Origin of the sequence: Lapillicoccus sp. (assembly GCF_046595215.1) — a bacterium.
Lineage (GTDB): Bacteria > Actinomycetota > Actinomycetes > Actinomycetales > Dermatophilaceae > Lapillicoccus.
The window spans coordinates 1-22,897 of sequence record NZ_JBKJPP010000080.1; the positions used below are offsets into that span (position 1 = coordinate 1).

Below are 22,897 nucleotides of genomic sequence, written 5' to 3' on the forward strand. Positions count from 1 at the left end.
GCGCCGACCAGGCCTTCAGGGTGTCGAGACATCCGTAGAACCTCGGTCAGCGGACGGCGCGGGCGGCTGGGCAGGCGCGGGTGGTTGGACGGACGGGGCGTTCTCGGCCGGGAGGCGCGTTGCCCGGAGCTGCTCCAGCTCCTCCGTGGAGATGACCCTTGTTGCCCCACCTGAACGACTGGCGTTCAACGGCTGCGTGTGGTCTCCCTCGGTGTCCTCCGACGGGTCCTGGGAATCGCCCACGCCTGACCCGCCTGCGCCGCTGCCGTCGTCGGCCGCGTCGGACTCCTCGGCCGCGTCGGCGGCGTCGGACTCCTCGGACTCCGCGGCCGCGTCCGTCGTGCGCTCGTCGAGCTCGTGCAGGTCGTCAGCACGGGCCGTGATCAGGTCGCGGTCACCGGAGCCCACCGCGCTCAGCAGGCCACCGAGCAGGCGCAGCTCGGCGGACAGTCGGGCCCGACGGAGCAGGTGGCGGTCCGGGCGCTCCGTCCGCACCTGCGCATAGGCCTCGAGCACGCTCTCGAACGCCTCGGGGGAGCACTCCGAGATGAGCGCCGCGAAGTCCTCGGCGGGGTCGGCGACCTTGGCGTCGTCCCACCCGGTGATGCCGCGCACCACCCCGGTCGAGGCGTCCTCCTCGCCCTCGAAGACCACCAGGACCTGGTCCCCCGTGAGGTCGCCGTGGATGGGCGTCGGGGCGAACCGCCAGATCGACACGTCCTCGAGCACGCGTTCCCACCGAGCGAGCAGTGCGGGAGGGACGTGACCGGTCGCTGCGCCACGGTCGAGGTTCGCGAGCTTGCGGGTCCGGGACTCCTCCGCCTCGTAGGCGGGTAGGCCCGCCTCGTCGAACACGGCGCGGTCGATGTTGTGCAGGGCCGCGACCGCGCGCCCGAGCTCGGCGGCCAGGCCCGGACCGGCGGGCACCGACCCCAGGTCGATGGGCCGGCCCATGAGGTGGGGGTAGACGACGGCGCGACCCTCCGGGACAGCGACGAAACCACGTGGCGCCGGGACCGAGAACGGTAGCCGTCGACCGATCAGCGCGAGCAGCGCCACCGTGGTGTCCATCTGGGCTCCGGCAGCGGCGGTCAGGGGCGCCCGCACGACCCACGTGCGGTCCTGCGAGTCGGTCACGAACGCGACCTCGTGCCGGTGGCCCGGCTCGGTGCGCGCAGCCCGCACCGACACCGGGTCGAGCCCGGGCACGGCAGAGCTGGCCAGGGCGGCGAGAAAGGCTGGCGTGCGGCTCACCCGCCCACCGTATGCCGTGGCTCGGCCCCAGCGCCGCAGGTCACCCCCGACGACATAGGGTGGCGAACGTGGGACCTGCTGCTGACGTGCTGACCCGACTTGCCCTGTCCCGGGGGACGCTCGACCGTGCCGGACACCGGCGTGCCGACCCGGACCTGGTCCCGACCCTCCTCGCCGACCCCGCGACCCGGGTCGCCGTCATCGTCGGTGAGACGATGGAGGTCATCGACGACCCCTCCTCGCCGACCGGATACGGGCTTGCGCTCAGGGCTCCGCTCCCCGGGGACGGGGACCGTCTCGCGGTGTTCCTCGGCGAGGAGGGCCGGGGGCGCGAGGCCACGGCATACCTCGCGGTCGTGGGTGAGGCGACCGACGCCGGCGCGGGGGACTGGCAGAGCCTGCGGGCCGCCGGCCTGACGCTCGGCGATCGGGACGCCGGGATCTTCACGACCGCGCAGGCCCTCGCGAACTGGCACTCGACCCACCCCTTCTGCCCCCGGTGCGGGGCCACCACGAGCGTGCGGACGGCCGGATGGACCCGGCGGTGCGACCGCGAGGGGAGCGAGCACTACCCGCGGACCGACCCCGCGGTGATCATGGCCGTCATCGACGACGACGACCGGCTGCTCATCGGGCGGGCTCCGGCGTGGCCCGAGCGCCGCTTCTCGGTGCTCGCCGGCTTCGTCGAGCCAGGGGAGTCGTTCGAGTCGGCGGTGGCCCGTGAGGTCGCCGAGGAGGTGGGCATCACGGTCGCCGACGTGACGTACCTCGGCAACCAGCCCTGGCCCTTCCCCTGCTCGGACATGATCGGGTTCCGGGCGCGCGCCCTCGACACCGAGATCACCCTCGACCCGGTCGAGATGGCGGAGGCGCGGTGGGTGACGCGCGCGGGCTACCTCGAGAGCCTGCGCACGGGAGAGCTGATCACGCCCTACGGCATCTCCATCGCCCAGCGGATCATCGAGCACTGGCTGGGCCGGACGGTCACCGACGCGCTGAACTCCGAGCAGTGGTGACCCAGACCTGACCTCGGAGCCTGCGGCGCCTGCGGCGTTTGCGGCCCCGTGGCTCCGCGTGCGACGGTCACGGTCATGGCCACCCCACCCGCGCGAAAGCGCCAGCCCCTGCCGGGCGCCGTCTACCACCAGGAGCTGGCCCGGCTGCAGTCCGAGCTCGTGACGATGCAGGAGTGGGTCCGCCTCACGGGCACCCGGGTGGTGGTGCTCTTCGAGGGGCGCGACGCCGCCGGCAAGGGCTCGGCCATCAAACGGGTCACGGAGGTCCTCAACCCCCGGCACGTGCGGATCGCCGCCCTGCCCGCCCCGACCGAACGGGAGCGCACGGAGTGGTACTTCCAGCGCTACGTCGCCCACCTGCCGGCTGCGGGGGAGATCGTGCTCTTCGACCGCTCCTGGTACAACCGGGCCGGCGTCGAGAAGGTGATGGGCTTCTGCTCGGACGAGGAGCACCGCCGATTCCTTCGGCATGCCCCCGTGTTCGAGCGGCTGCTCATCGAGGACGGCATCCTCCTGCGAAAGTACTGGTTCTCCGTGTCGGGCAGCGAGCAGGAGCGCCGCTTCCGGTCCCGGGCGAAGGACCCGATGCGGCGCTGGAAGTTGTCGCCGATGGACCTCGAGTCCCTGCTGCGGTGGGAGGACTACTCGCGCGCCAAGGACGAGATGATGGCGCACACCGACCTCGATGCCTCGCCGTGGTTCGTCGTCGAGTCCGAGGACAAGAAGGCCTCACGCCTCAACACCATCGCCCACCTGCTGTCGACGATCCCCTACGAGGCGCTCGAGCCGCCCCGGGTCAAGGTGCCGCACCGTCCGGATGCCGTGGGATACGAACGTCCCCCACGCGGGGACCAGCGTTATGTGCCCGACGTCGCGGCCCGGCTCAGGCTCCGAGGCGCTTCCTGACCTCGACGACGCTGGGGTTCGTCGCGGCAGAGCCGTCAGGGAAGAGCAGCGTGGGCACGGTCTGGTTGCCGCGGTTGACCTGCATGACGAACTCCGCGCTCGCCCTGTCCGCCTCGATGTCCACCTCGGTGAACGAGATGCCCTCACGGTCCAGCTGGGTCCTCAGGCGGGCGCAGTAGCCGCACCAGGACGTGCTGAACATCGTCACGGTGCCGGCCTCGGGGGTGTGGACGGACATACAGGCGTCTCCTCGGGAGTCATCGGGTCAGGTCTTCGTTGGCGTGAACGGTTGACGGCGGGCAAACCTTCCCGATGGGATGGAGCATGGCATCGTTGCGCCCCGATCTGATCGCCCTCGTCGCCGCCCGACCGCTCGCCGCCCTGGCCACGACCAAGGCCGACGGCCGGCCTCAGCTCTCGGTCGTCACCTACGCCTGGTATCCCGACGACACGCTGGTCAAGGTCTCGACCACCGACCACCGGGCCAAGGTCGTCAACCTCCGCCGCGACCCCCGAGCCTGCCTCATGGTCACGTCCGAGGACGGCTGGTCGTATGCCGTGCTCGAGGGTTCCGTCGAGCTGTCCGCGACGGCGCGGGAGCCGGACGACGACACGGTCGAGGAGCTGGTCGCGCTCTACCGGGACGTGCAGGGCGAGCACCCGGACTGGGAGGACTACCGCGGGGCGATGGTCAGGGACGCCCGGCTGGTCATGCGACTGCACGTCGAGCGGGTCTACGGGCTCGTCCAGGGCTGACGACCTAGACTCGTCCGGTCATGACGCCCGCCCTCGGACCCCCCGACATCTCGGCCGACGCCGTCCTCGCGGGCCTCGATCCCGAGCAGCGTCAGGTTGCCGCGTCCCCCCTCGGACCGATGTGTGTCCTCGCCGGCGCCGGCACCGGCAAGACCCGGGCGATTACCCACCGCATCGCCTACGGCGTCCACTCCGGGTCCTACCAGGCGCAGCGCGTGCTCGCCGTGACCTTCACGGCCCGGGCCGCAGGAGAGATGCGGACCCGGCTGCGCGGTCTCGGCGTCGGCGGGGTGCAGGCGCGCACCTTCCACGCCGCGGCGCTGCGCCAGCTGCACTTCTTCTGGCCCCAGGCGATAGGCGGGGCCTCACCCGAGGTCCTCGCCTGGAAGGCTCCGGTCGTCGGCGAGGCCGCCTCCCGGCTGCGCATGCAGTTCGACCGGGTCGCCATCCGGGACCTCGCCTCCGAGATCGAGTGGGCCAAGGTCAACCTCATCACACCGGAGGGGTATGCCGCGGCCGCTCGCTCCCAGGGCCGCGACCCCGCGGGCCTCGACGCCACCGCGATGGCCCGCGTCTTCGAGACGTACGAGCAGTGCAAGAACCAGCGCGGCGTCATGGACTTCGAGGACGTCCTGCTCATCACCGCCGGGATCCTCGCCGAGCGCGAGGACGTCGCGCGGGCCGTCCGGGGGCAGTACCGCCACTTCGTCGTCGACGAGTACCAGGACGTCAATGCCCTGCAGCAGCGCCTCCTCGACCTGTGGCTCGGCGAGCGCACGGACATCTGTGTGGTCGGTGACCCCGCCCAGACGATCTACTCATTCACTGGCGCGACCCCCGAGCACCTGCTCGGCTTCTCGCGCCGCTTCCCCCGGGCCGAGGTCGTCAGGCTCGTCCGCAACTACCGCTCCACGCCGCAGATCGTCGGTCTGGCCAACCTCGTGCTCCGCTCCGCGGCCCGATCCTCCACCGGGCCGGCGGCGGGCAGCTATGTCGAGCTCCAGGCCCAGGGGGAGCCGGGTCCGGCACCCAGCCTGAGCGAGCACCCGGACGACCCGGCCGAGGCCCACGCGGTGGCGTCCGAGATCGCCCGGTTGGTCGGGGGCGGCCACCCGGCGTCCGAGATCGCCGTCCTGTTCCGGACCAACGGCCAGTCGGAGTCGTTCGAGTCGGCGCTCGCCGCGGCCGACGTCCCCTACCTCGTGCGTGGCGGCGAGCGGTTCTTTGCGCGAACCGAGGTCAAGCAGGCCCTGCTGCTGCTGCGCGGGGCGGCCCGCAGTGATGACGGCTCCAAGGCGTTGCCCGACCTCGTGCGCGACGTCCTCGGCGGGGCCGGCTGGTCGGTCACGCCGCCGAGTTCCGGGGGAGCGGTGCGCGAGCGCTGGGAGTCGCTCAACGCGCTGGCGACGCTGGCCGACGACCTCGTCGGGGCGAGCCCGCCGGCCCGTCTGATGGATCTCGTGCGTGAGCTCGACGAGCGGGCGAGCGCCCAGCACGCGCCCGCCGTCCAGGGCGTCACGCTCGCCTCCCTGCACGCCGCGAAGGGCCTTGAGTGGGACATCGTCTTCCTCGTCGGCTGCAGCGACGGCCTGATGCCGATCTCGATGGCGGAGGGCGCTGCCGCGATCGAGGAGGAGCGGCGACTGCTCTACGTCGGGATGACCCGGGCCCGCAGCGACCTGCGCCTGTCGTGGGCGGCCTCCCGCACGCCCGGTGGTCGGGGCACCCGTCGCCCCTCCCGCTTCCTCGACGCCACCGCCTCGGTGCTCGGAGCGGGGGCCCGCTCCACCCCGAAGAAGGCGCCCGGTTCGGGCCGGGCACCCAAGGCGTCCACCGCGACCAGGCCCCCCACCTGTCGCGGGTGCGGGGTCGAGCTGACCAGCGCGGCCCACCGCAAGGTGGGGCGGTGCGAGAGCTGTCCACCGACCTACGACGAGGCGACCTACGGGGCCCTGCGCACCTGGCGGTTGGCCGTGGCGCGCAGCCAGAGCGTGCCGGCCTACGTCGTCTTCACCGATGCCACCCTCACGGCGATCGCCGAGGCGAGGCCCGCCACGCTGACGGAGCTGACCCGGATCGCCGGGGTGGGCGCACGCAAGCTCGACCTGCACGGCGGCGCCGTCCTCGAGGTTCTCGCGGGTGGGGACCCGGAGCAGATTGCCGAAAAGCACACGGTGACAACGGAATCCGCCAGCGCGACACCGTCCTGAAAAGAATCTGGGCAATTTCTCGTAAATGAGTTGTTCGCTCTGAGCGGACGGGCGTAACCTGATCGAACGCCACCCCAACGGCTCAGTCAGTCGGCGGGGATCCACGAGACGAGCGAAGGAGGTTGGTCCTGATGAAGAACACCACGACGAAGTCCACGGTCGCGCAGACCGTCGCGTTCTCGCGCGTTCGTGTCGATGGCCCGCAGTCGACCAACCTTCGCCTGCTGGCAGACACGCTCGCGACGCACGAGGGGACCACTGTGTCCGCACCCACTGTGTCCGCACCCGTCCTCGATCCCCGTATCAGCGGCGCCGACGCCATCCTCCGTGGATGGAAGGGCAAGACCCGGATCCAGGACGACGGATTCGGCCCGTTCGCGGGCTTCACCACCAGCACGACCCTGTTCATGGATGTCGCACAGTTCCGCCCCGGGAGACCTCCCGTCTGACCCACCTCAGACCGGTCTCACCTCCAGGCCGCGGAACCCGACATCCGGGATCCGCGGCCTTTTCGTTTGTCCAGGCCGCCGACCAGAAGGCCGAGGACATGACCACCACCGCAGTCCAGCAGCACGCAGCACCGCATGACGCAGCACCGCATGACGATTCGTACGACACCGATCGACACCACGAGGTCAGCCAGAGGCACTGCCACCGCGGTGGCGACGAGAAGAGGGAGGTGACACTGATGCAGCTGAGCGCACTGATCGACCTGAAGGCGCAGGCGAAGGCGAAGGGCTCGGGCATTCCGTGTCGCGACAACGACGCCGAGCTGTGGTTCGCCGAGAGCCCCGCCGACGTGGAGTTCGCCAAGTCCCTGTGCGGCACCTGCCCGGCCGTGGCCGAGTGCCTCGCCGGGGCCCAGGAGCGCCAGGAGCCCTGGGGTGTCTGGGGTGGCCAGCTCATCGTTCAGGGGGAGGTCGTCGCCCGCAAGCGCCCCCGGGGTCGTCCCCGCAAGAACGACGTCGCTGCCTGATGACCCACGCCCGGCGTTCCCACCGCCGACTCCCGAGGACCGGCCGCGGCCGGACACTCATCGCTGTCGCTCCCGTCCGTCGAGAGCTGCGGCCATTGAACGCTGTCGCGGTGCCCTGCACCGCTGGACCAAGGAGTGCACCCATGTATCACCTTCAGCACCAGGACCTCGCTCGAGCAGAAGTCGAGCGTCGCTTTCGCACCCGCAAGGTCGAGGGCATCCGGCGCAGCGCGCGACTGATCTCGCTCGAGATCCGTCGCTCGCGGCGGCCGGGCCACGAGCAGTGACCCGGACCACCACCATGTGACCGCCCCTCGGGGGGCGGGGAGATCAGAGGATCTCCCCGCCCCTCTGCGCATAGGCTTCGAGCATGAAGGCTTCGCTGCACATCGCCCAGGATCCTGCCGCCGACGAGGTGCTGAGCACCGACCCGTTCGGACTCGTCGTCGGCATGCTGCTCGACCAGCAGTTCCCGATGGAGCGGGCGTTCGCCGGGCCCGCCAAGGTCCTCCAGCGGTTCGGGACGCTCGACCCCGGGGCAATCGCCGTGGCCGACCCGGAGGAGTTCGCGACGCTCTGCGCGACGCCGCCGGCGATCCACCGCTACGGTCGTTCGATGGCCGGGCGCATCCAGACACTCGCGGCCCTGGTCGTCGAGACCTACGACGGTGACGCGGAACGCATCTGGACCGGGGCGAGCAGTGGCACGGACTTGCTGGCCCGGCTCGAGGCGCTGCCCGGGTTCGGCGCCCAGAAGGCCAGGATCTTTGCCGCCCTGCTGGGCAAGCAGCTCGGCGTCCAGCCGGACGGGTGGGTCGAGGCGATCGGGCCCTACGCCGAGCCGGGCTCCTACCGGTCCGTGGCCGACGTCGTGGACCCCGAGTCGCTCGAGAAGGTCCGGGCCGTCAAGAAGGAGGCCAAGGCCGCCGCCAGGCACGCCTGACCAGGCGCTCTCACGCGGCATACCGCGGGTGTTCACTGGGCTGGTGAGCAGCGTCGAGCACCCGATGGTCTGTGTCAGCTGCGGATCTGTCCCCCCGCCCGGTGACGAGGCGGGCGCCAGGGCGACCTGGGCGATGGCGCTCGAGAGCGGGTGTGTCGTCTGGACCTGCACCACGTGCAGCCGCGAGCACCTGCGCAGCATCGAGGGCAAGCTGGACCCCGCTTGGTGGTGACCGGCACGACGACCCAGCCGGTATGCCGGGTACGCGGCTCCGGCGGCTCAGGCGCCCGAGCCCACCGGCGGCAGTTCCGCACCGGGGAAGTGTGCGGCGACCGTCTCGCGACCCCTGACCTCGCCGCCGATCTGGCACAGGACGCCGATCCCCCCGAGCCAGACCCGGTGGATGAGGAGGTAGTCGGGGGGGAGGTTGAGCTTCATCCCGACCGTGTAGTTGGGTTTGCGGGGGTCGTTGATGTGGGCGAAGACGTCGCGCAGCCAGGGCCGCGAGAAGGTGAAGGTGTCGGTGAGCAGGGGGTCGATGAACGGCTTCAGGTATTCCAGCAGGCGGTCGGCGTCGACGTCCACCCCCGGGCGGACGAACCCGGTCCGCCGCAGGCCCGCGAGGGTGCCCCCGGCGTCACCCCGGAGCGCCAGGGTGAGGAAGGCCCCCATCTCGGGGGGCAGGCCGCCGGGCAGCCGGTTGACGGCGCCGAAGTCGATGACGGCCAGCCGGCCGTCCGGGAGGAGCTTGAAGTTGCCGGGGTGGGGATCGGCGTGGAGGATCCCCACCCGACCTGGTCCGACGAGCAGGAACTCCATGTAGCGCTGCGCGGCCAGGTCGCGCTCGGCCGCGGTGCCCTTGGCGATGACCTTGGACAGCGCCTCACCCTCGACCCACTCGCTGACGAGGATGCGCTCGGTGTGGCGCAGGACGTGCGGGACCAGGAAGTGGGGGTCGCCGTCGAAGCCCCGGGCGAACGCCTCCTGGGATTTCGCCTCCAGGCGGTAGTCGAGCTCCTCGGCCATCCGGTCGCGCAGCTCCTGCAGGATGGGCTTGATGTCGATGCCCGGCACCCACACGGTCGCGAGCCGGGCCACCTTGGAGATCTGGTTGATGTCGCTGAGCAGGGCGGGTCCGGCGCCGGGGTACTGGATCTTGACGGCGACGTCGCGCCCGTCCTTCCAGACCCCGCGGTGGACCTGCCCGATGGAGGCGGCCGCCACGGGCTCGTCCGTGAATTCCAGGAAGTTGCGCCGCCAGCGCGGACCGATCTCCGCCGCCAGCACCTCGTGGACGACCTTGGCCGGCAGTGGTGGGGCGCTGTCCTGCAGCTTGGTGAGCATGACCCGGTAGGGCGCCGCGAGCTCCTCGGGAAGGGCAGACTCGAAGATCGACAGGGCCTGCCCGAACTTCATCGCGCCGCCCTTGAGCTCCCCGAGCACCTTGAAGAGCTGCTCGGCCGTGCGGGCCTGCAGCTCGGCAGCGACGAGCTCGGCCGGCTTGCCCCCCACCCGCTTGCCGAAGCCGAGGGCGGTGCGCCCGGCGAAGCCCAACGGCAACGTGGCCAGCTTGGCCGCTCTGGTCACGGCATTGCGCGGAAGGTCACTCACCCCGTCATTGTCACCCGAGCCGGATCTGGCGCGTGACCGGGTGGACGTGACGTGTGTCGCGTCCGGTGACCGGGGCACGCGGGGTGGCGGTGCCAGCGGCGGTGGTCCAGTCTCGGCCAGGGCACGGTCACCTCGAGCGAGACCCCGGGGGGCACCGGATCGCCGGCGAGGACGGCGTGGGTGACCATGGCGACGACCCCGGCCGCCACGCACGCCATCGTGCTCTCGCTCCGGATCTCACCCCCTCCCCCGAGGGGCAGCTGGGCCCGGACAACTGGCCAGGACGAGTCCCGGTCGGTGCGTGACAGCTCGAGGCACTCGAGACATGGCAGGTCGTCGTCGCGGCCGATGAGCGGGCCGATGACGATGCGCTGACCGTCGCTGACGACCGGGAGGTGGGGCACCCCGCGACGGCGCCAGGGCTCACCCTGTCGGGGGTCGACCGCCCCCTCGGCGACGAGGACGACGAGGTCGGGTCGGGGCCGGTGGGGGTCGGCGCGCAGCTCCTGCTCGACGGCGTCGAGCGCCCACCCGCCCACGTCGACCCGTCCCACGCCGCCGTCTCGCAGCAGCGCCGCGATGGACCAGGGCAGGCGCCCGGATCCGGAGACGAGGACACGCCGGTGCGCGCGGTCGACGACCCGGGCGAAGGGGTCTCCCGGCAGGTCCCGCACGAGAGCGAGGACTTCGGCGTCGTGGAGGAGGCCGTCACGCTGGGAGGCCCGCAGCCGTCCGAGGTCGACGCGGTCCGGGCCGTCCACGGCGAGCAGGTCGTGCTCTCGCAGCAGGGCGAGCAGCTCGGCGGCCCGGACCGGGGGGACCCCACAGGCCGCCGCCACGTCATCCAGCCCCACCTCTGCGGCAGCGCCGTCGAGGCCCTGCAGCAGGGCGATGTCCGCGGGCCCCAGGCCGCTGAGGATGACGCCGCCCGACTCGGCGCTCACGCCGAGCTGGACGCTGTCGGCGCTGCGGCGCATTGGACGGAAGTACGGCTTCAGGCGTGGGCGGGGTGTCACGTCGGTCCTCCAAGGGGTGCTCGACCGAATCTGCCACACTCAAACCGCATCAACCGCACTGATCCACAGGTTTATGGGGGTGCGCCGGCACGAATCGCTCGCAGCCTCCGTGCCGCGGTTTCACCCGAGGGGCGTCCGGGCGGCAAGAAGGGCGGGACCGTGACGGTCCCGCCCCCTCTCACCCGTGGGGTGGATCAGCTCTTGCCGAGAATGCGGTTCAGGTTCGTGCTGCACACGGGGCAGACACCCTTGGCCATCCGGCGGCCGTTCTCGCTGACGACGACCTTGCCCTCCGCCTCGCGCTTCTCCTTGCACTTGACGCAGTAGAACTCGCCCTTGTAGGTCTCGCCCGTTTCGGTTGCAGGCTTCTTGGTTGCTGGCTTGTCAGCCATCGACGTCTCTCCTTCGTTGTCACGCCCTGGTGGTCGGCGCTGGACTTCGCTCACCCTAGACCAGCCTGAGCACAAAGTGTCGCATTGGCGAGCGTGGGGGCGGGGGCGGACGGGCGGTCCGGCGGGGGCGGCTGGCCCCCACCTCGCACCCGTCGGCGGGGAATCGTCGTAACCTCGGATCCATGGCCGACGAGGGCGAGGTGGAGGTGCGACGCAGCCGACGCCGTCGCCGCACCGTCAGCGCCTACCGCGAGGGCGGGCGCACCATCGTCCTCATCCCGGCCCGGTTCACCAAGGCCGAGGAACGCCGGTGGGTCGACGCGATGCTCGGCAAGCTCGCCGACGGAGACCGGCGTCGACGCCCCAGCGACGAGCAGCTGGCCGACCGCGCAGCCGAGCTGTCGGCCCAGCACCTCGGCGGCCTGGCCCGGCCCAGCTCGGTGCGATGGGTGACCAACCAGCACAGCCGCTGGGGGTCCTGCACCCCGGCTGACGCGACGATACGGATCAGTGACCGACTCAAGGGCATGCCGGGCTATGTTCTCGACTACGTGCTGCTGCACGAGCTCGCGCACCTGCTGCAACCGGCGCACGACCGCGCGTTCTGGCGCCTCCTCGAGGGATACCCGCGGCTCGAACGGGCCCGCGGCTACCTCGAGGGGGTGGCTGCCACGGTCGGGCCCGGCGCCGGCTGGAGCGATGCCGGGGACGTCGACGAGGGCGAGCCCGTCGAAGACGTCGTGCCGGGTGGGTCGATCCGGCTGTTCTGAGGAGCGGGGCTCAGGGCCTGCCGGCCACCGGGGTGAGCATCTGGCGAGCCAGCTGGACCAGGCGGCTGAGCTGGGCACGGGTGCCCTCTGGCAGGTCGTCGACCGGCCACCACCGCACGTCCAGCGACTCCTGGCTCGCGCTCGGCTCGGCGCCCGCCGGTGCCAGCGCGGCATACCGGATGTCGAGGTGCTCCTCGCACCGTCCGAACATGCCCACGAGCCGGTGCCGGTCGAGGTCCACGGGAAACGGGGTGACCCGCAGGCCGTCGATCCCCGACTCCTCCCGGGCCTCCCGCTCGGCCCCGGCGCGCACGCTGCGGTCAACGGCCTCGAGGTGGCCACCGAGCTGGAACCACTGCCGCGCCTTGCGATGGTGCGTCAGCAGGACCCGCTCCCGCGTCGCGTCCAGGACGAGACAGCTGGCCGTGAAATGGGCCGGCGGGCCTGCCTTGGCCATGGCGCCGGGGTGCGCGTCGAGGTGCTGCAGCATGTCGAGGCGCACCAGCTCCTGCTGTGCATCGACGGTCCGCAGACCGCGCAGGAGGCGCCGGGCATCGGCGTGGAGGAGCTGGTATGCCGGGTGCCCACCGCCCGCCGTCAGGTCGCCTACCTCAGCCACGTGGCGCGGCGCCGGGTTCGTCCCGAGGATCGTCCTCGCGCGAATCGCCGTCCTGGGGGTCCTCGTGGGGGCCGTCCTGCCCCGGCTCCTGGGCGAGGAGGGCGTCGAGCGCGGTGTCGAGGTCGTCACTCGACCCGGAGGCCCGACGCTGCTCGACGTAGCCGAGCGGGTCGTCGAGATCGGCTCCCGTGGGGGCGATGTCGGGGTGGGCCCAGGGCGCGTCGCGGAACTCCTTGCCGCCGGCGTTCTCGAGGGCGGCCCAGAGGTTGGTCGCGTCCTTCAGGCGGCGCGGTCGCAGCTCGAGACCGACGAGGCCGCTGAAGGTCTTGCTCGCCGGGCCCCCGGCCCGCCGCCGCCGGACTGCCTCGCCCAGGGCGCCTGCATGCGGCAGGTGGGGCGTGGTTGCCTGTTCGGTGACGAGGTCGACCCAGCCCTCGACGAGGGCGAGCGAGGTCTCGAGGCGGCCCAGTGCGGCCTGCTGGGCCGCGGTGGGCGTCGGGGCGAAGAGCTTGTGCTGCAGCGCTTCCTGGATCGCCGTGGGGTTCTGGATGTCCACCGAGCGCAGCTGTTCCTCGATGGCGTCCGTGTCGATGGTGATGTTGCGGGCGTAGTCGCGCACCGCCGCCTCGAGCTGCGGACCGAGCCACGGGACCTCGGCGAAGAGCCGGGCCCGGGCCGACTCGCGCACGGCGAGGTAGAGCCGCACCTCGGACTCCTCGATGCCGAGGCCCTCGGTGAAGGCCGCGACGTTGGTGGGCAGGAGGGCGACGTCCTCGGTCCGGAGCAGCGGGAGGCCCACCTCGGTGCCGCTGAGCAGGTCGGCGGCCAGCGCCCCGACGCCGTGGCCCAGCTGCGCCGAGAACATCGAGCCCGCGAGCTGCTCCAGGGCCGGCCTCACTTGGTCGAGGAGGCCGCCGAGGTCCAGCCCGGGCACCTGCGGCATCGACTCCGCGAGCGCCTCCGGACCCAGCTTGCCCATCTGAGTCTTGAGGGCCTCGGTGATGGCGTTGGTCACTCCGGTCGAGACCGGCTCGACGAGGGTGTGCCACGTCGGCATCGTCGCCTCGACCCACTCGGCCCGGCTCCAGGCGAGCCCGGTCCCGGAGGGGGCGTCGAGCGTCGTCACGGGGTCGATCCACAACTGCGCGACGCGGACGGCGTCGGTCACCTCCCGCTGCTGCGCGGCGGTGATCGTGGGGTCGGCGTCGGCTCCTGCCACGGTCTTGCGGGCGACCTCGGTCGCCATGGTCATCCGTGACTCCTTGGTCTGGGGAGCGAACATCTGGGCGATCTGTCCCTGCAGCATCGCCAGCAGTCCAGAGTCCTTGGGGTCGATCCCCATCCCCTTGAGCAGCTCGCCCATCGGGTCGCCGCCCTGGCCGCCGGGGCCTGCGGCACCGCCGAAGCGGCGCATGAGCTCGTTGAGATCGGGCAGCTGACCACCTCCGCCCGTGCCGCCCAGTCGGCGGACCAGGTCGCCGAGGTCGGGTCCCGACCCGCCCGCGCCGCCGCCGAGGAGCTGCTGGAGCATCGCGCCGAAGTCGGGCATGGCGTCCCCGCCGGTCCCACCAGGCCGATCACGTGCCCCGCCGGGGACGGAGCCGAACCCGATCCGGGGACCGCTCGTGCTGCCTGCGGCCGGCTGATTGTCGCCGGGCTTGTCCCCACGCGGTTTGTCGGCACCCGGCTTGTCGTCACCGGGCTTGTCGACCGCGCCGGCCCACCCGTCCGCGCCCGGCGAGCTCTCGGCGGAGGGGTTGTCCGAGGACGCGCCCCCCGGGCCGGGCGCCGGCTCGTCCGGGAGGTCGTCCGCGTGGTCGTCCGGGGGGGTGGGGCGATCGGACATGGGGGGCTCCTTGCCTCCTGAGAGGATGTACTTCCTTGACAACCGTAGGAGGTCCCGGTGAGTTCCCCGTTATCGCCTGCGCGCCGGCCCCGTCAAGAACGCGGCGTCAAGAATCTGGCCGATCCGGCAGCCCGGGCCCGTCCCCTCCGCGACCTCGTTGCGCACGCCGGGCACCCGGCATACGACAATGGGACCTGTCTCGGGGTGCTCCTCGAGGAGATCAAGGGCCGACACGTCGCGGCGACCCTGAGCCAGTGACGTGAGGAGGAACCGATGAGCAGCAGTACCGAGGTGGTCCTCGCCGAGGTCCGCGATGCGCCCCTGTCGGTCGACGAGCTCGTCGACGCGGTCCGCGACCCCCGGGCGGGCGCGGTGGTGACGTTCATCGGCTACGTCCGCGACCACGACCACGGCGGGTCCGTCGAGGTCCTCGACTACTCGTGCCACCCGAGCGCGGCCGACGTCGCCGCCGCCCTGGCCGCCAAGCTGGCCGCGGACGGGCGAGCGGTGCGGATCGCCGTCGTGCACCGCGTGGGACACCTCATCGTCGGTGACCTCGCGGTCGTGGCCGCGGTCAGTGCCGAGCACCGGGCGGAGGCCTTCGAGGTGTGCCGGGCGCTGATCGACGAGTTCAAGTCGACGGTGCCGATCTGGAAGCACCAGGTGTTCACCGACGGCTCTGACGAATGGGTGGGCCTGCCATGACGTGGCGTGGCCGACGTGGCCTGCCGACCTCGGACGGCGCCGGGTGGATCACTCGGCACGGCGCCGGCGCGATGACCCAGCAGGGGCCGCCCGCGCCGGCGCCACCCGCACTGCTCGCGACCGACGAGCCTTCCGCGGCGACGGCGCCGGGCCCGGGGCGCCCGTCCCGTCGCGCCGTCGCCGCGCTGGTAGCCGTCTTCTGCGGACTGCTGATCGGCGCCGTCGGCAACCTCGTCCACCTGCCCTACGCGGTCATGCTGCCCGGCCCGGCCGCCAACGTGCTGGGCCAGGAAGCCCGTGAGGACGGGCAGCAACGCGACCTCATCGCCATCGACGGACACGCCACCTACCCGACGACCGGCGCCCTCGACTTCACGACGGTGCGGGTCAATGGCGGTCCGGGCTACCCCGTCACCGTGTGGGACCTCGTCGGGGCATGGTTCGACAAGAGCCAGGCGGTCTATCCCGTCGATGCCCTGTTCCCGCCGCAGCAGACCGCCGAGGACGTGCAGAGCGAGAACCAGGCCGAGATGGTCGACTCGCAGCAGGAGGCGGCGGCCGTCGCCCTGCGCAAGCTCGGCATCGCCGTGCCCGAGCGGATCAAGGTGGGCCAGATCGCCAAGGACGCCCCGTCGGCGGGGGTGCTCAAGGCCGGCGACGTGATCACGTCGGTCGCGGCCGTGGCCGCGACGTCCGCGGACTCCCTGCGCGCCGCCATCCAGAAAGCAACCCCCGGCCAGCCCGTCGACGTCGTCGTCCAGCGCGACGGCGCCGCGCAGACGGTCCACCCGATGACGGGGAAGTCGCCGGACGGCCGCACCGTGCTGGGCATCGTCCTCGGCGTCGACTTCGCCTTCCCCTTCTCCGTCAAGATCGACGTCGGCGCCGTCGGCGGCCCGTCGGCCGGCCTGATGTTCTCGCTCGGCATCTACGACAAGCTCACCGACGGGGCCCTCACGGGTGGCCGCAACATCGCCGGCACCGGCACGATCGACAGCGCCGGCACCGTGGGCCCGATCGGCGGCATACGCCAGAAGATGGTCGGCGCGAGGCGGGGTGGGGCGACGTTCTTCCTCGCTCCGGCCGACAACTGCGACGAGGTCCGCGGCCACGAGCCGGACGGCATGCAGGTCGTCAAGGTCGCCACCTTCGACGAGGCAGAACGGGCCGTCGCGAGCATCGGCACGGGTGACCCGTCCGGTTTGCCGCCCTGCTGATCGGGTGGCTGGGGCCCGGCCACCTGGTGCCGGGACCGGATGCGAGCGCTCACTCCTCGAACGTGGCCCTCAGCGCCGCGACCAGACCCGGCGCGAGGTCCGGCCCGGTCGCGACGGCGTCGTCCGAGTCGTGGTCCCGTTGGCGCAGCAGGCAGATCGACGCCCCACCTCGCAGGACGGCAACCACGAGGCGCACGTCCTTGCGCTCCGGGTGGTTGGCGAGGGCGGTCACGGCCGCGTCGGGGTCGTCGGGCAGCCCCCGCTCGGCGTCGGGCGGCACGACCATCCGCTCCACCGCGAAGGCGCACCCGTCGACGTCCTGCGGCCAGGCGACCCGGCCGAGGACCGACTCGAGGTTCGTCGAGGGGTGCAGGCCCTCCTGCTCGATCGCGGTCAGCGCCCCCGGGGCGAGGTCTGACCCACTCATGCCCGGCCGCAGCTGCGGCTCCTTCTCCAGGAGCGCGGCGGTGCGCACGAGCGCGAAGAGGCGCGGCGGCTGGTCCCAGCCGCCCGCGGCGACGTGCCGCTCGGTGTCGAGGGCCGCGACGGCCATGGGGTCGAAGACGGGGCGCACGGGTGAGCTCACCCCCCGCATCCTTCCGTATGCCGTGCGCCACCAGTGCCGCGTCCGGCACCTCGGCACTGCTTGTTCGCGCAGCGTCCGGCACCTCGGCGGTCCGGGCAACCGACCCGCCGGACGCAGGGGGGGCCGTGCATCGGTCCGGCAACGATTGGTGGCAGGTGCTCGTAGCGGGCACCCGGCAGACAGGTTGGGCGTTCACCTGTACGTATATTTGGTGCATGTGCGTGCCGCGTGCGACAACAGATCGGGCCCATGGTGAGTGAACGCGACTGGTTTGGCGAGCAACCGAGTTCGGAAGGAGGCGGCGCAGGGGCGACGGCACGGCCGGCGCCGACCCGACCCCGCGGGCCGTTGGTGCCCACCCTGCTCGTCCTGGTGGGCCTCGCGATCGTCGTGTCCCTCGTGGCGCAGTTCTGGACCGAGATCCTGTGGTTCGACTCGGTGGGGTTCCGCTCCGTCTTCGTGACGGAGCTGGGCGCACAGGTCCTGCTCGGCATCGTCGGGGGACTCCTCACGGCGGCCATCGTCGGCTCGAGCCTCTACATCGCCTACCGGAGCCGTCCGATCTACGCCCCGACGACGACCGACCAGGACGCGCTCGAGCGCTACCGCGAGGCGATCGAGCCGCTGCGTCGGGTCGGGATGATCGGTGTCCCACTAGGCATTGGCCTGCTCTCCGGGCTCGGCGCTTCGGCGCAGTGGGAGACGTACCTGTTGTGGCGCAACGCCGTTCCCTTCGGCAAGAACGACCCCCACTTCAACATGGACGTCGGCTTCTTCGTCTTCACGCTGCCCTGGCTGACCTTCCTTGTCGGCTACCTCAGCATGGCCCTGATCATCGGTGTCCTCGTCGCCGCCTTCACGCACTACGTCTTCGGCGGCCTGCAGTTCCAGGGCCGCAACCGGAGCACCACCTCGGCCGCCCGCCTCCACCTGTCCGCGCTGCTCGCGGCGATCGTCCTGGTCCGCGCGGCGGGCTACTGGCTCGAGCGCTACTCGCTGACGACGAAGAGCACCGAGCTCATGACCGGCATCCAGTACACCGACGCGTCGGCGGTGCTGCCGATCAAGGCCATCCTCGCCATCGCGTCCGTCATGTGCGCCGCGATGTTCCTGACGGTGATCTGGACGAAGTCGTGGCGGCTGCCGATCATCGGGGTCGTCGGCCTGCTCGTCGTCTCGATCGTTGCCGGCGGCATCATCCCGGCCCTCATCCAGTCCCTCAAGGTGCGCCCGAGCGAGAAGTCGCTGGAGTCGCCCTACCTGGCCAACAACATCACCGCGACCCGCGACGCCTTCGGACTCTCCAGCATCGAGGTGACGCCCTACAACGCCGCCACGACGGCCACCCAGGGACAGCTGCGCAACGACACGACCACCGTGCCGGGGATCCGCATCATCGACCCCAACGTCGTCGCCCCGACCTACCAGCAGCTGCAGGCCGGGAAGAACTACTACCGTTTCCCTGACACGCTGGACGTCGACCGCTATCCCGTCGACGGCAAGGTCAGCGACACGGTCATCGCCGTGCGCGAGCTCAACCTCGACGGAGTGCCTGCAGGACAGCGCAACTGGCTGAACGACCATACGGTCTACACCCATGGTTACGGCGTCGTCGCGGCCTACGGCAACCGCAAGGACGGCGACGGCAAGCCGGTCTTCTTCGAGCAGAACATCCCGTCCGCGGGCAAGCTCGGCAAGTACGAGCCGCGGATCTACTTCGGTGAGCAGTCACCGGAGTACTCCATCGTCGGTGCGGCCCAGGGGGCCTCCCCGCGCGAGTTCGACTACCCCGACGGCTCGGCCGCAGGACAGGCCAACAGCACGTATGCCGGGCAGGGAGGCGTCGAGATCGGCTCGTTCCCGCGCAAGATCGCCTACGCCCTGAAGTACCGCGAGGCCAACTTCCTGCTCTCCGACGCGGTCAACTCCGGCTCGAGGCTGATCGACCACCGCAGCCCGCGCGACCGCATCGAGCGGGTCGCGCCGTGGCTGACCCTCGACGGCAATGCCTACCCGGCGGTCGTCGACGGCAAGGTGCAGTGGATCGTCGACGGCTACACGACGACGGCCGACTACCCGAACTCGCGCCTGACCTCGGTGGAGGCGGCGACGTCCGACTCGATCACCACGACGCGTCAGGCGGTGCAGCCGATCAATGCCGGACAGATCAACTACATGCGCAACTCCGTCAAGGCGACGGTCGACGCCTTCGACGGCACCGTCCACCTCTACGCCTGGGACGAGACCGACCCCATGCTCAAGGCCTGGATGGGTGCCTTCCCGGGCACCGTGGAGCCTGTCACCAACGTCAGCGCCTCGCTGATGTCGCACCTGCGCTATCCCGAGGACCTGTTCAAGGTCCAGCGCGACATCCTCGCGAAGTACCACGTGACCAACGCGGACTCGTTCTACGGCGGCAACGACTTCTGGAAGGTGCCGACCGACCCGACCAAGGACCAGCGGACCACCGACCAGCCGCCCTACTACCTCAGCATCGCGATGCCGGGCCAGACGGACCCGTCGTTCTCGCTCACGACGTCGTTCATGCCGTTCGGCACGCGTGAGGTGCTCTCGGGCTTCCTCGCAGTCGACTCCAACCCGGGGACGGCCAAGGGTGAACGGCGGGCTGGCTACGGGCAGCTGCGCCTGCTCGAGCTGCCGCGGGACAGCAACGTGCGTGGTCCGGGCCAGGTGCAGAACGACATCTCCTCGTCGAGTGTCGTCCAGGCCGAGGGCGGCCTGACCCTCTCGCAGTTCCTCAACCTGCAGCGGCAGGCCGGCTCGACCGTCGTCCTCGGCAACCTGCTGACCCTGCCAGTCGGTGGCGGGCTGCTCTATGTCGAGCCGATCTACGTCCAGGCCAAGACCGAGTCGGCCTTCCCGCTCAACCGGGCCGTCATCGCCGCCTTCGGCGACAAGCTGGCTTGGTCGACGACCCTCAACGGGGCCCTCGACGCGCTCTTCGGGGGCAACGCCGGCGCGTCGTCCGGGGACAACACCCCGACGACGCCGACGACGCCCACGACACCGACGCCGCCGGGGGCCGACAACCCCGCCCTCACCAAGGCGCTCACCGAGGCCCAGACGGCGCTCAACGACGGGGACGCGGCACTCAAGGCGGGCGACTTCACCAAGTACGGAGAGGCCCAGACCCGGCTCAAGGACGCCATCAACCGGGCGGTCGCGGCCTCGCCAAACGGCGGCTCGGTCACGCTGGCGCCGGGGGGCGCACCCACGGGGGCTGCGACGACCGGTGGCACCGCCGCGGCGACCCCGTCCGCGGCCGCCCCGGCGGGGACACCGACGGGGTGATCCGGGCCGGGGCGCCCCGGGCGCAGCGCCGATTTGGTCTGTGCGCCCCGCTCCCGTAGGGTTGCGGCATACCGACGCGGGGTGGAGCAGCTCGGTAGCTCGCCGGGCTCATAACCCGGAGGTCGCAGGTTCAAATCCTGCCCCCGCTACCAACGCGTGAGCGGTATCACCGCAGGTCTCAGGCTCGTAAGCTACCGCTTGCGGGCCTGCGACATGTCCGGGGCAGGTATCGGCCGTGACGGAAACCGTGACCACAGGCGTCCCTGGTGTCTCGCCGCGTCTCCGTTGGAGGAGATGCATCGGGACACTAGAGCGTGATCTGGACGGGCCAGTAACCACGTGACGGCTCTCGCTGGGTCGAATGCCACGGTTGCGGGCGCAACCGTGGCGGTCAGCGCGTCCGGCTGCTCGTTGACGTATCCCAGGATGTGCCAGATGAGGAACCCGGAGACCGGGAAAGAGGCGGCGGGTGCACGCGTTGATCCACCGCGGCACTCTCGCGGCACTGCGGGGTTGTCGCGGCACTGCGGGGTTGTTGGATGGTGCAGTGGACGCCTGCGCCGGAGGCGTGCCTGAGCCACGAGACTGCGCTGGATACGTACAGGATCAGCGACGTCAACCCCAATCGCATCCATGTCACCGTCAGCAAACAGCGAGGACTGCGCCGCGCCGGTGGCGAAGACTGGGAGATCCCCTACGAGGACCTCGCGCCCGCGCACACCGGTTGGTAGCAGGAGATCCCGACGGTTACGCCGGTGACCTCCCTGGAGCAGTGCACGTATGGGACCCCGACCTACCTGCTGCGTCAGGCCATCGAGCGAGGGCACGCAGGGGCTACTTGAAGACGGCACAGCGGGAGGGCTCGGCGGCGAAGTTGGAGGCTCGCCATGCGCGATGAGCCGATCACGTCGAGGCTCGCTGCCTTGCTTTGCACGCTGACCCCGAAGACCAAGCAGCCGGTGTCCGTCAAGATCCTCGCCACCTGGATTGCCCACGCCGAGGGCGAACTCGGACCGGAGGCCGAGGGAGGCTGGTGGGCCACCGCCACGTAGCAGAAACTCCGCCACACCGCGGCCCATCGATGGCTTGCCAAGGGAGGGCGCCGAATCCGGGTTGATGACGGTCGCAGGTTGGACCCGCGGCGACATGCTCGTCCGATACACCAGAGCCCGGGCCCCCGAGAGGGCCGCCCAAGAGGCGCGCAGGCTGGATCTCGGCGATCTCAGCTGTGCGTCCGACCTCGCACGCCAAGTGATAAGATCATCTTATGACCCTGCTGGCCGTGTGTCTCGACGCCCGGCGCGATGAGGGTGTCGCGCGGCTACGGCGCGTGCTTGCCTTGCGTGCGCTGGTGGCAACCGGGATGAGCCAGCGTCAGATCGGCGAGATATTGGGCATTACCCAGCCGGCCGTCAGCCAGCAACTCAAGTTCGCGCCTGAGCTCGACGAAGTGCACCCCGAGGTCTTGTTGGAGGCGGCCGTGCCGGTCCTCAAGGCGCTGGCGACAGATCGCGCCTACACACGGCTTGCTGTCTTCGGATCGGTGGCTCGTCACCAGGCTCGTCAGGACTCCGACATCGACCTGCTGGTCGACGCTCCCGAGGGCACCTCGTCGTTCGGATTCATCCGCTTCAAGCAACTCATCGAGCAGGTCCTGGGTCGCGAGATCGACCTGGTGTCGTACGGCGGCCTGAAGCCGAAGCTGGATGACGACATCCGGCGCGAGGCGGTGCTGCTCTGATGGACCGCAAGGCTGCCAAGGAGCTGCTTCACATCAACGGCTGGCTCGAGCGGGTTGACGAGATCGTCGAGCGGGGCAGGGAGGCCTACCTCGCCGACGGCCTTCTCCAGGAAGCCGGCGACTCCCTGATGATGAAACTCGGCGAGGCGGCCAACCGGCTCTCAAGGCTCGGGGTGCTGGCACCGGACGGAGTGGAATGGGCCCTGGCGGTGGCAAACCGCAACTTCCTCATCCACCAGTACGACGAGATCAACCGCGAGCTGACCTGGCAGACGCGGTCGGTGGACCTGCCCGCGTGGAACAAGTCGCTCCAGAAACTGTTCGAGGCCGCTGCGACGTCGATTGAAGAAGGTTCCGACTGAGGTAGCTCAGCTCTGGCTTCGAGACGTTATCGAGCATCGGCGACGAGGGATTCGACCAGCGTCCCTCTCCTGTCCAGGAACGCCCGGGAAAAGCGGTACTACTCGGGGAGCCCGAGGTTTTGGAATTGAAGCGAGGGCGGCTCCTTCATGAGACCGAGGTATTCGGTAGCTTCCGGGTCTCGTCAGCGGCCGTCGCGATGCCCCTGGTTTCGTCCTCCACGGCGGGACAGCGTCCGCCGGGGAGATGCCTGCCACCGTCCCCCGTCGGGGGTCACCGGCATCGTGGGACGGGCGTCCGACGGGCGTCGCCGGTCTCAGGCCGCTGTCAGACAGGCTCGTCGGTCCTGTCCGGCTCCCCCGCGGTCAGCGACCCGGCGTGCGCGCGGGCGCTGGGGTCGCGACGGATCTTGAGCAGACTCGCCACCGTAGTGACGGTCAAGACCACGACGATGACCGCAAGGCTGAGGTTGGTGCTGATCTCAGGAACACTGCCATTGATGCCATGGCCGTAGTGCAGCACGAGCTTGACGCCGATGAAGGCAAGGATCAACGCCAGGCCGGTCGACAGGAAGACCAACCTGTCCAACAGACCCTTGACCAGGAAGAACAGTGGCCGCAGGCCCATCAGGGCGAAGGCGTTGGCAGCGATCACGATGTAG

At 70.9% G+C, this 22,897-nt stretch carries 27 protein-coding genes and 1 tRNA gene; 19 read left to right on the plus strand and 9 right to left on the minus strand.

Annotated elements, in window-relative coordinates; translation table 11 throughout:
• Positions 1-15: 15 nt before the first annotated feature.
• Positions 16-1,254, minus strand: a complete 1,239-nt coding sequence (locus ACLL9L_RS06660; protein WP_411283859.1) for a macrolide 2'-phosphotransferase — start codon at positions 1,252-1,254, stop codon at positions 16-18.
• Positions 1,255-1,322: 68 nt separating this feature from the next.
• Here ACLL9L_RS06660 and nudC point away from each other — a divergent pair, with 68 nt between their 5' ends.
• Entirely contained in the window at positions 1,323-2,270 is a 948-nt protein-coding gene (gene nudC / locus ACLL9L_RS06665; RefSeq protein WP_411283860.1) for an NAD(+) diphosphatase, read from the plus strand.
• Positions 2,271-2,345: 75 nt separating this feature from the next.
• A complete protein-coding gene (ppk2, locus tag ACLL9L_RS06670) occupies positions 2,346-3,176 on the plus strand; it encodes a polyphosphate kinase 2 (RefSeq protein ID WP_411283861.1) in 831 nt (276 codons plus the stop codon).
• Here the strand turns inward: ppk2 and ACLL9L_RS06675 are convergent.
• The gene (locus tag ACLL9L_RS06675) at positions 3,154-3,414 is read right to left on the minus strand and encodes a mycoredoxin (RefSeq protein WP_411283862.1); all 261 of its coding nucleotides are present in this window, start codon (positions 3,412-3,414) and stop codon (positions 3,154-3,156) included. The genes ppk2 and ACLL9L_RS06675 overlap by 23 nt on opposite strands.
• A gap of 86 nt (positions 3,415-3,500) precedes the next feature.
• Here ACLL9L_RS06675 and ACLL9L_RS06680 point away from each other — a divergent pair, with 86 nt between their 5' ends.
• The 7 genes from ACLL9L_RS06680 to ACLL9L_RS06710 all read left to right on the plus strand — a co-directional run bounded on the left by ACLL9L_RS06680 (position 3,501) and on the right by ACLL9L_RS06710 (position 8,293).
• Entirely contained in the window at positions 3,501-3,932 is a 432-nt protein-coding gene (locus tag ACLL9L_RS06680; protein ID WP_411283863.1) for a PPOX class F420-dependent oxidoreductase, read from the plus strand.
• A gap of 20 nt (positions 3,933-3,952) precedes the next feature.
• Entirely contained in the window at positions 3,953-6,142 is a 2,190-nt protein-coding gene (locus ACLL9L_RS06685; protein WP_411283864.1) for an ATP-dependent DNA helicase UvrD2, read from the plus strand.
• A 131-nt stretch (positions 6,143-6,273) separates the two neighbouring features.
• A complete protein-coding gene (locus tag ACLL9L_RS06690; RefSeq protein WP_411283865.1) occupies positions 6,274-6,591 on the plus strand; it encodes a hypothetical protein in 318 nt (105 codons plus the stop codon).
• 239 nt (positions 6,592-6,830) lie between these two features.
• Positions 6,831-7,118, plus strand: a complete 288-nt coding sequence (locus tag ACLL9L_RS06695; RefSeq protein WP_411283884.1) for a WhiB family transcriptional regulator — start codon at positions 6,831-6,833, stop codon at positions 7,116-7,118.
• A gap of 143 nt (positions 7,119-7,261) precedes the next feature.
• Positions 7,262-7,405 (plus strand): hypothetical protein, encoded by a 144-nt coding sequence (locus ACLL9L_RS06700; RefSeq protein ID WP_411283866.1) that lies wholly within the window; start codon positions 7,262-7,264, stop codon positions 7,403-7,405.
• A gap of 83 nt (positions 7,406-7,488) precedes the next feature.
• Entirely contained in the window at positions 7,489-8,061 is a 573-nt protein-coding gene (locus ACLL9L_RS06705) for an HhH-GPD-type base excision DNA repair protein (RefSeq protein ID WP_411283867.1), read from the plus strand.
• A 43-nt stretch (positions 8,062-8,104) separates the two neighbouring features.
• The gene (locus tag ACLL9L_RS06710; RefSeq protein WP_411283868.1) at positions 8,105-8,293 is read left to right on the plus strand and encodes a hypothetical protein; all 189 of its coding nucleotides are present in this window, start codon (positions 8,105-8,107) and stop codon (positions 8,291-8,293) included.
• Positions 8,294-8,340: 47 nt separating this feature from the next.
• Here the strand turns inward: ACLL9L_RS06710 and ACLL9L_RS06715 are convergent, their stop codons facing one another.
• From ACLL9L_RS06715 to ACLL9L_RS06725, 3 genes are all read right to left on the minus strand, one after another.
• A complete protein-coding gene (locus ACLL9L_RS06715; protein ID WP_411283869.1) occupies positions 8,341-9,672 on the minus strand; it encodes an ABC1 kinase family protein in 1,332 nt (443 codons plus the stop codon).
• Positions 9,669-10,688: a hypothetical protein gene (locus ACLL9L_RS06720; protein WP_411283870.1), complete on the minus strand. Its 1,020-nt coding sequence runs from the start codon at positions 10,686-10,688 to the stop codon at positions 9,669-9,671. The genes ACLL9L_RS06715 and ACLL9L_RS06720 overlap by 4 nt, the downstream gene beginning before the upstream one ends.
• Positions 10,689-10,882: 194 nt before the next feature.
• Entirely contained in the window at positions 10,883-11,080 is a 198-nt protein-coding gene (locus ACLL9L_RS06725) for a DUF5679 domain-containing protein (RefSeq protein WP_411283871.1), read from the minus strand.
• Positions 11,081-11,262: 182 nt separating this feature from the next.
• On the opposite strand from ACLL9L_RS06725, the gene ACLL9L_RS06730 reads away from it, so the two are divergent.
• The gene (locus tag ACLL9L_RS06730; RefSeq protein WP_411283872.1) at positions 11,263-11,850 is read left to right on the plus strand and encodes a M48 family metallopeptidase; all 588 of its coding nucleotides are present in this window, start codon (positions 11,263-11,265) and stop codon (positions 11,848-11,850) included.
• Between the two features lie 10 nt (positions 11,851-11,860).
• Here ACLL9L_RS06730 and ACLL9L_RS06735 read toward each other — a convergent pair whose 3' ends face one another.
• Both ACLL9L_RS06735 and ACLL9L_RS06740 read right to left on the minus strand, forming a co-directional pair.
• A complete protein-coding gene (locus tag ACLL9L_RS06735; protein WP_411283873.1) occupies positions 11,861-12,469 on the minus strand; it encodes an NUDIX hydrolase in 609 nt (202 codons plus the stop codon).
• Positions 12,462-14,315: a zinc-dependent metalloprotease gene (locus tag ACLL9L_RS06740; protein WP_411283874.1), complete on the minus strand. Its 1,854-nt coding sequence runs from the start codon at positions 14,313-14,315 to the stop codon at positions 12,462-12,464. Before ACLL9L_RS06740 ends, ACLL9L_RS06735 begins: the two co-directional genes overlap by 8 nt.
• Before the next feature lie 57 nt (positions 14,316-14,372).
• Between ACLL9L_RS06740 and ACLL9L_RS06745 the strand changes: the two genes are divergently transcribed.
• The 3 genes from ACLL9L_RS06745 to ACLL9L_RS06755 are packed head-to-tail and all read left to right on the plus strand — an operon-like array spanning position 14,373 to position 16,237.
• The gene (locus ACLL9L_RS06745) at positions 14,373-14,573 is read left to right on the plus strand and encodes a hypothetical protein (RefSeq protein ID WP_411283875.1); all 201 of its coding nucleotides are present in this window, start codon (positions 14,373-14,375) and stop codon (positions 14,571-14,573) included.
• 15 nt (positions 14,574-14,588) lie between these two features.
• Positions 14,589-15,020, plus strand: a complete 432-nt coding sequence (locus ACLL9L_RS06750) for a molybdenum cofactor biosynthesis protein MoaE (RefSeq protein WP_411283876.1) — start codon at positions 14,589-14,591, stop codon at positions 15,018-15,020.
• Positions 15,017-16,237, plus strand: coding sequence for a PDZ domain-containing protein (locus ACLL9L_RS06755; RefSeq protein WP_411283877.1), 1,221 nt, complete (start codon positions 15,017-15,019; stop codon positions 16,235-16,237). Before ACLL9L_RS06750 ends, ACLL9L_RS06755 begins: the two co-directional genes overlap by 4 nt.
• Before the next feature lie 49 nt (positions 16,238-16,286).
• Here ACLL9L_RS06755 and ACLL9L_RS06760 read toward each other — a convergent pair whose 3' ends face one another.
• Positions 16,287-16,832, minus strand: coding sequence for a PPA1309 family protein (locus tag ACLL9L_RS06760; RefSeq protein ID WP_411283885.1), 546 nt, complete (start codon positions 16,830-16,832; stop codon positions 16,287-16,289).
• Between the two features lie 342 nt (positions 16,833-17,174).
• Between ACLL9L_RS06760 and ACLL9L_RS06765 the strand changes: the two genes are divergently transcribed.
• The 6 genes from ACLL9L_RS06765 to ACLL9L_RS06790 all read left to right on the plus strand — a co-directional run bounded on the left by ACLL9L_RS06765 (position 17,175) and on the right by ACLL9L_RS06790 (position 22,238).
• Entirely contained in the window at positions 17,175-20,135 is a 2,961-nt protein-coding gene (locus tag ACLL9L_RS06765; protein ID WP_411283878.1) for a UPF0182 family protein, read from the plus strand.
• 75 nt (positions 20,136-20,210) lie between these two features.
• Positions 20,211-20,287 (plus strand) — tRNA-Met (locus tag ACLL9L_RS06770).
• Positions 20,288-20,674: 387 nt separating this feature from the next.
• The gene (locus tag ACLL9L_RS06775) at positions 20,675-20,866 is read left to right on the plus strand and encodes a hypothetical protein (RefSeq protein WP_411283879.1); all 192 of its coding nucleotides are present in this window, start codon (positions 20,675-20,677) and stop codon (positions 20,864-20,866) included.
• 156 nt (positions 20,867-21,022) lie between these two features.
• Entirely contained in the window at positions 21,023-21,187 is a 165-nt protein-coding gene (locus ACLL9L_RS06780; protein WP_411283880.1) for a hypothetical protein, read from the plus strand.
• 215 nt (positions 21,188-21,402) lie between these two features.
• Positions 21,403-21,876, plus strand: a complete 474-nt coding sequence (locus ACLL9L_RS06785) for a nucleotidyltransferase domain-containing protein (protein ID WP_411283881.1) — start codon at positions 21,403-21,405, stop codon at positions 21,874-21,876.
• Positions 21,876-22,238: a DUF86 domain-containing protein gene (locus ACLL9L_RS06790; RefSeq protein WP_411283882.1), complete on the plus strand. Its 363-nt coding sequence runs from the start codon at positions 21,876-21,878 to the stop codon at positions 22,236-22,238. Before ACLL9L_RS06785 ends, ACLL9L_RS06790 begins: the two co-directional genes overlap by 1 nt.
• A gap of 325 nt (positions 22,239-22,563) precedes the next feature.
• Here ACLL9L_RS06790 and ACLL9L_RS06795 read toward each other — a convergent pair.
• On the minus strand, positions 22,564-22,897 hold a 334-nt coding region (locus ACLL9L_RS06795; RefSeq protein WP_411283883.1), incomplete at its 5' end, for a TerC family protein.